General features: G+C 63.0%; 7 protein-coding genes. 5 read left to right on the top strand and 2 right to left on the bottom strand.

Annotated features, from left to right (window positions below; all coding sequences use genetic code 11):
• Positions 1-153: 153 nt before the first annotated feature.
• The 4 genes from arsB (at position 154) to EA346_RS10965 (ending at position 3,695) form a co-directional block, all read left to right on the top strand.
• Positions 154-1,245: an ACR3 family arsenite efflux transporter gene (gene arsB, locus EA346_RS10950; protein ID WP_296758501.1), complete on the top strand. Its 1,092-nt coding sequence runs from the start codon at positions 154-156 to the stop codon at positions 1,243-1,245.
• Positions 1,242-1,529 carry a CC/Se motif family (seleno)protein gene (locus tag EA346_RS10955; protein WP_296758503.1) on the top strand — a complete coding sequence of 96 codons (288 nt, stop codon included), beginning with the start codon at positions 1,242-1,244 and terminating at the stop codon, positions 1,527-1,529. Before arsB ends, EA346_RS10955 begins: the two co-directional genes overlap by 4 nt.
• A gap of 9 nt (positions 1,530-1,538) precedes the next feature.
• On the top strand, positions 1,539-2,363 hold the full coding sequence (locus EA346_RS10960) for a universal stress protein (RefSeq protein ID WP_296758505.1): 825 nt from the start codon (positions 1,539-1,541) through the stop codon (positions 2,361-2,363).
• A gap of 222 nt (positions 2,364-2,585) precedes the next feature.
• A complete protein-coding gene (locus EA346_RS10965; RefSeq protein ID WP_296758507.1) occupies positions 2,586-3,695 on the top strand; it encodes a thioredoxin fold domain-containing protein in 1,110 nt (369 codons plus the stop codon).
• A gap of 51 nt (positions 3,696-3,746) precedes the next feature.
• On the opposite strand, the gene EA346_RS10970 is transcribed toward EA346_RS10965, so the two are convergent.
• Entirely contained in the window at positions 3,747-4,193 is a 447-nt protein-coding gene (locus EA346_RS10970; RefSeq protein ID WP_296758509.1) for a hemerythrin domain-containing protein, read from the bottom strand.
• Between the two features lie 206 nt (positions 4,194-4,399).
• A complete protein-coding gene (locus tag EA346_RS10975; RefSeq protein WP_296758510.1) occupies positions 4,400-5,602 on the bottom strand; it encodes a lytic murein transglycosylase in 1,203 nt (400 codons plus the stop codon).
• Between the two features lie 220 nt (positions 5,603-5,822).
• Between EA346_RS10975 and EA346_RS10980 the strand changes: the two genes are divergently transcribed.
• Positions 5,823-7,742 (top strand): AsmA family protein, encoded by a 1,920-nt coding sequence (locus EA346_RS10980; RefSeq protein ID WP_296758512.1) that lies wholly within the window; start codon positions 5,823-5,825, stop codon positions 7,740-7,742.
• Positions 7,743-7,900 lie beyond the last annotated feature (158 nt).

The raw sequence follows: 7,900 nt of genomic DNA on the forward strand, positions 1-7,900 counted from the left end.
CGCATTGACCGCGCCGAAACCGCCAAAATCTTCGTCTGCAAAGGCTGCTGCAACCGGTTCAAGCGACAGGACTGCGTCCCATCCATGGTCTCGCTGTGGATGCTGGAGGATCCGCGGGTCCGTTTCGCGAACATTGAGAACACGGAGTAGGCAATGACCGATCGAAACACCTCCGTCGAGGAGATCTCGACGAAGGAAGGCATGGGGGTCTTCGAGCGCTACCTGAGCGTCTGGGTCGCGCTTTGCATTGTCGCCGGGGTGGCCTTGGGGCAGCTCCTGCCGGTGGTGCCGGAGACGCTGGCGCAGTGGGAGTACGCGCAGGTCTCCATCCCGGTCGCGATTCTCATCTGGGCGATGATCTACCCGATGATGGTGCAGATCGATTTCACTGCCATTCTCGGCGTCCGCCGCGAGCCGAAGGGCCTGGCGATCACCACCTCGGTCAACTGGCTGATCAAGCCGTTCACCATGTTCGCGCTGGCCTGGTTCTTTTTCATGTTCGTGTATGCCGCGTGGATCCCGGAGGAACTCGGTCGCGAGTACCTGGCCGGGGCGATCCTGCTCGGTGCAGCCCCGTGCACCGCGATGGTCTTCGTCTGGAGCTACCTGACGCGCGGGGACGCGGCCTACACCCTGGTCCAGGTCGCGGTGAACGACATCATCATGCTGTTTGCCTTTGCACCCATCGTGGTCCTGTTGCTGGGTATGTCGAACATCCATGTGCCCTGGGATACGGTCGCATTGTCGGTGCTGCTGTACATCGTGATCCCGTTTACCGCGGGCTATCTCACGAGGATCTGGCTGATTCGGAGCAGGGGGATCGAGTGGTTCGACAACGTGTTCATGAAGCGCCTGGGACCGGTCACGCCGATTGGCCTGCTGGTGACCCTGGTGTTGCTGTTCGCCTTCCAGGGGGAACGCATCCTGGAGAATCCGGGGCATATTGTCCTGATTGCAATCCCGCTGATCATCCAGACCGTTCTGGTGTTCTACATTGCCTACCTCTGGGCAAAGGCCTGGCGGGTGCGTCACGCGGTGGCAGCCCCCGGCGCGATGATCGGGGCGAGCAACTTCTTCGAACTGGCCGTGGCCGCCGCGATCGCGATGTTCGGCCTGCAATCCGGCGCAGCGCTGGTGACGGTGGTGGGCGTGCTGGTGGAGGTGCCACTGATGCTGGCGCTGGTGCGCATTGCCAACCGCACGCGCCACTGGTTCCCGGCCGATGCCAGGGCGCCCTCGACATGACCGACATCAGCCTGACCGAGGCCGCCCGCGAGTGGCTGGCCGGGAACGGCGGGGAGGTGACCCTGCGATTGTCCGCGCGTCATGGTTGTTGCGGCGGCCAGGCCGGGGTGCCGGTCGCCGAGCCGGGCGCGCCGCGCAAGGCGGACGGCTACGCCGCGCGGGAGATCGATGGTGTGCGGGTCTTCGTCGCCGACGACCTGGGCGCGGGCCCGTATCACATTGATGTGGAGGGTCTGTTCCGCTGGCGCCGGCTGGTGGTGGAAGGCGAAATGGGACGAGTCTAGGAGCACGCGATGTTCGAACACATTCTGGTGGCAGTGGATTTCTCGCCCGCATGGGCCCGGCTCGAGGGCCAGCTCGAGCGCCTGAGGGCCCTGGGCTGCCGGCGGCTGACGCTCGCTCATGTGCTGGTCGCGGGCTATACCCAGGCCCCCGAGGTGGGGCATGGCCCGTATTACGAAGACCGCCTGGAGGAGATGGCCGCCAGGCTTCGTGACCGGGGGTTGGAGGCCGATACGGTCGTCTGCGCGGGTGCCGTGGCGGCTGAGCTGGAACGTGAGGCCCGCGAGCGCGGTGCTGGCGTGATCCTGGCGGGTAGCCATGGCCACAGCACGCTGCGCGACATGTTTCTGGGCAGCACGGTGCTGGACCTGGCGCGCCGCGCCCGGCGACCTTTGCTATTGGCGCCCACGGCCGGCGAAGTGCCGCTGGAAGAGGCTCCGGTGTGTCGCCCCCTGCTGGCGACGGATGGCTCGAAGGCCGCCGAGGCGGCGGAGGAAGCCTTTCTCAAGATCCTGCCCGAGTGCCGGCGTGGGGTGGTGGTTTCGGTCGGGCGCTGGGACGATGACCCCGATCGTGCCGACGAACGCCGCGCCATCGAGACCCATGTCGAGGGATTGGCGCAACGGGCCGGGGAGCGCGGCTTCGATACCGCGCTCGTGGGCCAGGGCAAGCCCTCGGTGGTCATCGGCCGGGTGGCGGAGGAAAAGGGTGCGGATCTCGTGATCATCGGCAAGCGCGGCCGCAATCCGGTCACGGACCTGTTGATCGGAAGTACGGCCGAGGCGGTATGCCGTCAGGCCCGGCGCCTGACGCTGCTGGTGCCAGGCGGTGCATGAGGGAGACGCCGAACCGGGGACGACGCTGGTTTGCGGCCATAGGTGGGTGCGAGACTCGTCGGGTTACGCCCTATGGGCTAACCCGACCTACAGTTTGCGGCTTTTCATCATCAGGGGTGGCGCAGGGCCATGAAAGCTAGCCGCTACGCTACGCGGGCGCCTGGATGCAATCGGACGAACGGAGGCTATACTCGAAGTCGGCTTGAATGCGGGACCGGCGAGATGAAGAACACTCCCTGGACAACCCCGGCAAGAATGCGATTCGTCGCCGCTCTGTGGTTGCTGTCGAGCAGCATGGCCCTTCTCGCGATCTTGAGTTTGCCTGCGCTGGCGGGGAAAACCGATCCGGAACGCAATTTGGGCCTTGATGTGAACGCGGAACAGCGGCCGGTTTTTCCGAGGATCGACGACACACCTCGCGAGATTGGCCTGGTGGTGCCGGATTGGTTCAAGCTCAGTTTTCTGGATCTGCGTGAGGATCTCGACGAAGCCGTCGCCGGGGGGAAGATGGGGCTGGCGCTGTATTTCGGTCTTGACCACTGCCCCTATTGTGAAGTGATGCTCCACCAGAACCTGGCCGAACCCGATATCCGCCATTATCTTTCAGAGCACTTCGACGTGGTCCCTCTGGACGTGGAGGGTGCCCGTGAGGTGGTGACCCTGGAAGGCGACCGATTGACAGAACGGTTGTTCGCTGCGAATCGACGTCTCAACTTCACCCCTGGCTTTTCCTTCATCGATGCGGAAGGTGACGAGATTTTCCGCATCCGCGGCTATTACCCGCCGTATCGTTTTCGCGCGGCGCTCGAGTATGTGATCGACCGTCACGACCGGGACGGAACGTTCCGTGAATACCTGGAGCGTGCCGACCCCCCGCCGAAGTTTGACCTTGAAGACATCAATGAACGGGACTTTTTTGATCCGCCCCCGTACATGCTTGACCGCTCCCGGGTGCCGGCGCAACGGCTCCTGGTGGTCTTTTTTGAACGCCGTGGCTGCCATGCCTGCGATGTTCTGCATTCGGAACCACTAAGCAACCCTGAGGTGATCGAACGCGTAAGCCAGTTTCAGGCCGTGCAACTCGACCTGGATGCCGACACTCGGGTCATCACACCGGATGGAGAGCGAACGACCGCGCGGGCATGGGGCGAGCGTCTGGGTATCCATTGGGCACCGACCATGGTGTTTTTCGACGAACACGGCCAGGAGATCATCCGCATCGAAGCCGTGGTGGGACTGCATCGACTTCATAACACCATGGAGTATGTCCTGACGCGAGCCTATAAGGAGTTTCCCACGTATCGTCGCTGGCGCACCGGAAACGTGGAATAGGGGCCGTTCGGCCTCTGCGGCAGACGCAACGGGCGCGCCCGCATACCTTCGTCAAACGCGTGAGGCAATGCCCTCTGGCTCGCGCGGGAGTCGTCTTGCCAAGGGGTAGAGTTCTTCACATTCAGCCTGGATCCTCTTGGATACCAGCCGGAAAATGTCCTCCGCCTCGGTGACGAAACGCGCGTGGTCGTCGATAAGCAGGCCCCGCCGACACCAGCGACCGACGAAATCATTGAACAATTTCTTGATTTCCTTCTCTCCCTCGATAAAACGACGTGCCGTATTGTTGATTCCAACGTCCCCGTGGGTGAGCAGATCTCGGTAAACGAATTTGTTGTTGCGCTCGAAATGTTCCTGCACGCGTGCAACGTACTGGTCAAGCAGGTTGCTCGCAATATCGGTGTCGCACATCTCGCGTTCCTGGATCAGGTGCGCGAGGACCTTGGTCAGTTCGGCGATCTCGTGATTCTGTCGGTTCAGCAGGTCCAGTGTGAGCATGATGGGAATCCTCCTTGTGTGAGTGGCTACGGGAAAACGGGAATCTTCTTTGGCCCGAAACGAGCCGGATTCCTCACTGAACCAGACGGACTGGCGTCACCCCCGGTGGCGGAGAACGCCAATGCACCAACCGGACTTCCCATGAATGGAAGGTAGCATATGAATGGGTGATGAGCATCGGCAAGATCCAGGGAAGGGCGGTTCCGTCACTGGTGACCTGTCAGAGCAATACCCAGTCGGGCAAGCAATGTCTCTTCGGGGAAGCCGTCGGCAAGCATCCCGTTTGCCAATTGATACTGGCTGATGGCGTTACGCGTCGCCGGTCCCAGGATGCCGTCTACTTCACCGCTGTTGAATCCCTTGTCGTTTAGTTGCGACTGCAATTGCACGACCTGCGCCCGCGAGAGACGGGCGGCATTCACCGGCGGCGGCCGGTACAGCCTGCCTGCGCCGGAAATGCGGTCCGCCAGGTGTCCGACCGAAAGGGCAAAGAACTCCGACCGGTTCCAGCCCATGATCACGTTGAAATTGGGATAGACGAGGAAGGCGGGTCCCCGGTGTCCGGCCGGGACCAGCAGGGCTGCCTCCAGGTCGATGTCGGCCACAGGGTTCCCGTGAACATCAGTGATGCCGAGTCGGCGCCACTCGTACAGTGGCCTGCGCTCGGTCCGGCCGGCCTGGCTGTAGTCGAAGCCAGGCGGCAGGACGACCTCACGTCCCCAGCGATACTTCGAGTCCCAGCCGAGGGCGCTGAGAAAGTTGCCTGCGGACATCATCGCGTCGGGGATACTGTTCCAAAGATCCCGTTTGCCATTGCCGTCACCATCGACCGCGTAGCGGAGGAACACGGAGGGCATGAACTGCACGTGGCCCATGGCCCCGGCCCAGGAGCCCTCCATTCGTTCCAATGGGATCGCCCCTTCCTCGATGATGCGCAGCGCCGCAATCAACTCTTCGGTGAAGTACTCGGCTCGCCGGGGATCGCAGGCGAGTGTGGCCAGCGCACTCGGCACGGACGTACGGCCGAAATACGTGCCGTAATTGGTCTCCATTCCCCAGAAAGCCACCAGGTAGGCGGGAGGAACGCCGGTCGCCGCCTGGACGCGTTCCAGCAGCGCCCGGTGTGTCTGCAGCAGGGCGCGACCCTGATCGATGCGCTGCGTCGTTACGCGACGACCGAGGTAATCGACAAACGGTGTCGTGAACTCGGGCTGCCGCTGATCCAGTTCGATGACGCGGTCCAGGTGCTCCACGCTGCCAAGGACGTGATCCGCCACATCGGCGTCGACGCCCTCCTGAACGGCCTTGGCCCTGATGTCTGCGATACAGGTCTCGAACGCGGTTTCTGCAAGCCCCGCCATCGGAGCCAGGGCCGTCGCCAGCGTTGCGGCAAGGAGCATTTTCTTCATGACGATCAGGACCTCGCACACGCGGGGTGATGGCCGCATCCCCGGACTGCCGAAGAGGGCACCGTACGGAATGGCCAGAAGGAGGGTCAAGGGTAACCGCAGCAGGCCATCGGCCACCACCGGGTGCCAGCTCTGTTGGTTGGGGCGACGTGGGTTGTCCGCGGGGCAAGAGAGCGTTGTGCCCTATACTTCTGGGGCAGAACCATCGGGAGACCCGCTGGTGCGTATCGCACTGAAATGGATAGCAGGACTCGTCGCGCTCATCGCGCTACTCGTCACCGTGTTCCTCCTCGTCTTCGACTGGAACATGCTCCGCAATGCCTTCGCCGACAGGCTCTCGGAGGACCTCGGGCGAGAATTCGCGATCGATGGCGACCTGGAGGGAAGGCTTGGGCTGCAGCCGCTCATCAAGGCCCGGGACGTACGCCTTGCCAACGCCGACTGGGCGGCTGAGCAGAACATGGTGGAGATCGAATCGCTGCAGATGCAGATGGATCTGAGGTCCCTCGCGCGGGGACGATTGGTGTTCTCCGAGCTGCAGATCCGCGATGCCGCGATCCACCTGGAGATCGACGCCGACGGTCGTTCAAGCTGGGATCTGGGCAGGGAACCCGACGAACCGCCGTGGATTCCATTGATCGAGAGCCTGGTGATTGAGGACAGCCGCCTGACCTTTCACGATCGCAGGCACGATGTGGAGCTCGACGCGACCATCGCCTCGGCCGAGGGAACCAGCCCCGAAGGGGGTGCGGGGCCGGTCACCATAGAAGGAAAGGGGCGGTTGCAGCACGAGGAATTCGAACTGGTCATCCGCGGAGCTTCGCTCCTGGACCTGCGCGCGCGCGACGAACCCTACCCCGTCGAAGTGGAAGTCCGGATCGGCGCGACCGAGGCCACGCTGAACGGAAGCATCGAGAAGCCGTTTCAGCCAGAAGACCTGAAGATGGCGTTGCAAATCAAGGGCCCAAACGCCTTCCTGCTGGCACCCGTCCTTCAGATTCCACTGCCGAGCACGCGCCCCTACGAACTTTCAGGCGATCTCGTGCGCGAGACGGACGTGTGGCGGTTCGATGACTTCAGCGGCGTCGTAGGCGACAGCGACATCGCCGGATCGCTCTCGCTGGACGTGGGACGGGAACGGCCGCTGATCACGGCGGAGCTTGTGTCGGAACACCTCGAGTTTGTGGACCTCGGACCCCTGATCGGCGTATACCCGGAGGATCGGGTTCCCGCTGAATCCGGCGAGGAAGCACCTGATCGACTCCTGCCCGACGCGCCTTTGCAACGCGAACAGATCCAGAAGGCCGACGCGCGTGTGACGTTCCGGGGCGAAGTCGTGGTTGCGCCCCACCTGCCCCTTCGCGAGCTCGAATTGGATCTCGATCTGGAAGACGGCGTTCTGAGGCTGACACCGCTGCGTTTCAGATTCGTGGGAGGCACGCTCGACCTGTTCGCGTCCATCTATTCGGACGTCGAGCCAGCATACTCCGATCTGGATCTCAGATTGTCGGCCCTGGAATTGCAGGACATCTTCGATGATCTCGGACTGGAGGGAGCCGTCGAAGGCGTGCTGAAGGGTAGGGCCATCTTCGAGACGCGAGGGGACACCATTCGCTCGGCGATGGGCGCTGCGCAGGGTGAAGCCGCGGTGGTCATGGAGCGCGGCAGGGTCGACGATTCGGCCCTGGCCCTGCTTGACGCCGGGTTTCTCGAAGCCCTGGCCGTGCGGGGCGAGAACGGCGAACTGCAACCGATGGTCATCCGCTGCTTCGTGGCGGGATTGGAGATCGAGGACGGCATCATGGCCACCTCCACAATGATCCTCGATACCGAGCGCACGCTGATCGCGGGCGAAGGGGAAGTCGATCTTCGCGAGGAGACACTGACACTTCGCATCGAAGGGCAGCCGAAGGATCCAGGCATCGCTCACTCGCGCGTACCCGTCGAGATCTCAGGCCACGTGACTTCGTTGTCCCTGGAGATCGATCCCTCGGGCGTCATGGTGCGCGGAGGGCTTGCGCTGGGTCTCGGTGTATTGATCGGGCCGCTCGCCGCGATCCTCCCGTTCATTGACCCGGGGATGGCGGAGGATAGCGACTGTCTGCAGTTGATCGAGGAAGCGGAGGTACTGCTGCACTGAAGCGGTCACCAATCCGGTCAGAAACCTTGCGTCAACTCTCATGGCCCTGCGCCACCCCTGGCGATGAAGAGCCGCACACTGTAGGTCGGGTTAGCCCAAAGGGCGTAACCCGACGGGTCTCGCATCCACCCATGGCCGCCAAACAACTTCGTCCCCGG

It is taken from the genome of Thioalkalivibrio sp., assembly GCF_007692535.1.
GTDB lineage: Bacteria > Pseudomonadota > Gammaproteobacteria > Ectothiorhodospirales > Ectothiorhodospiraceae > Thioalkalivibrio.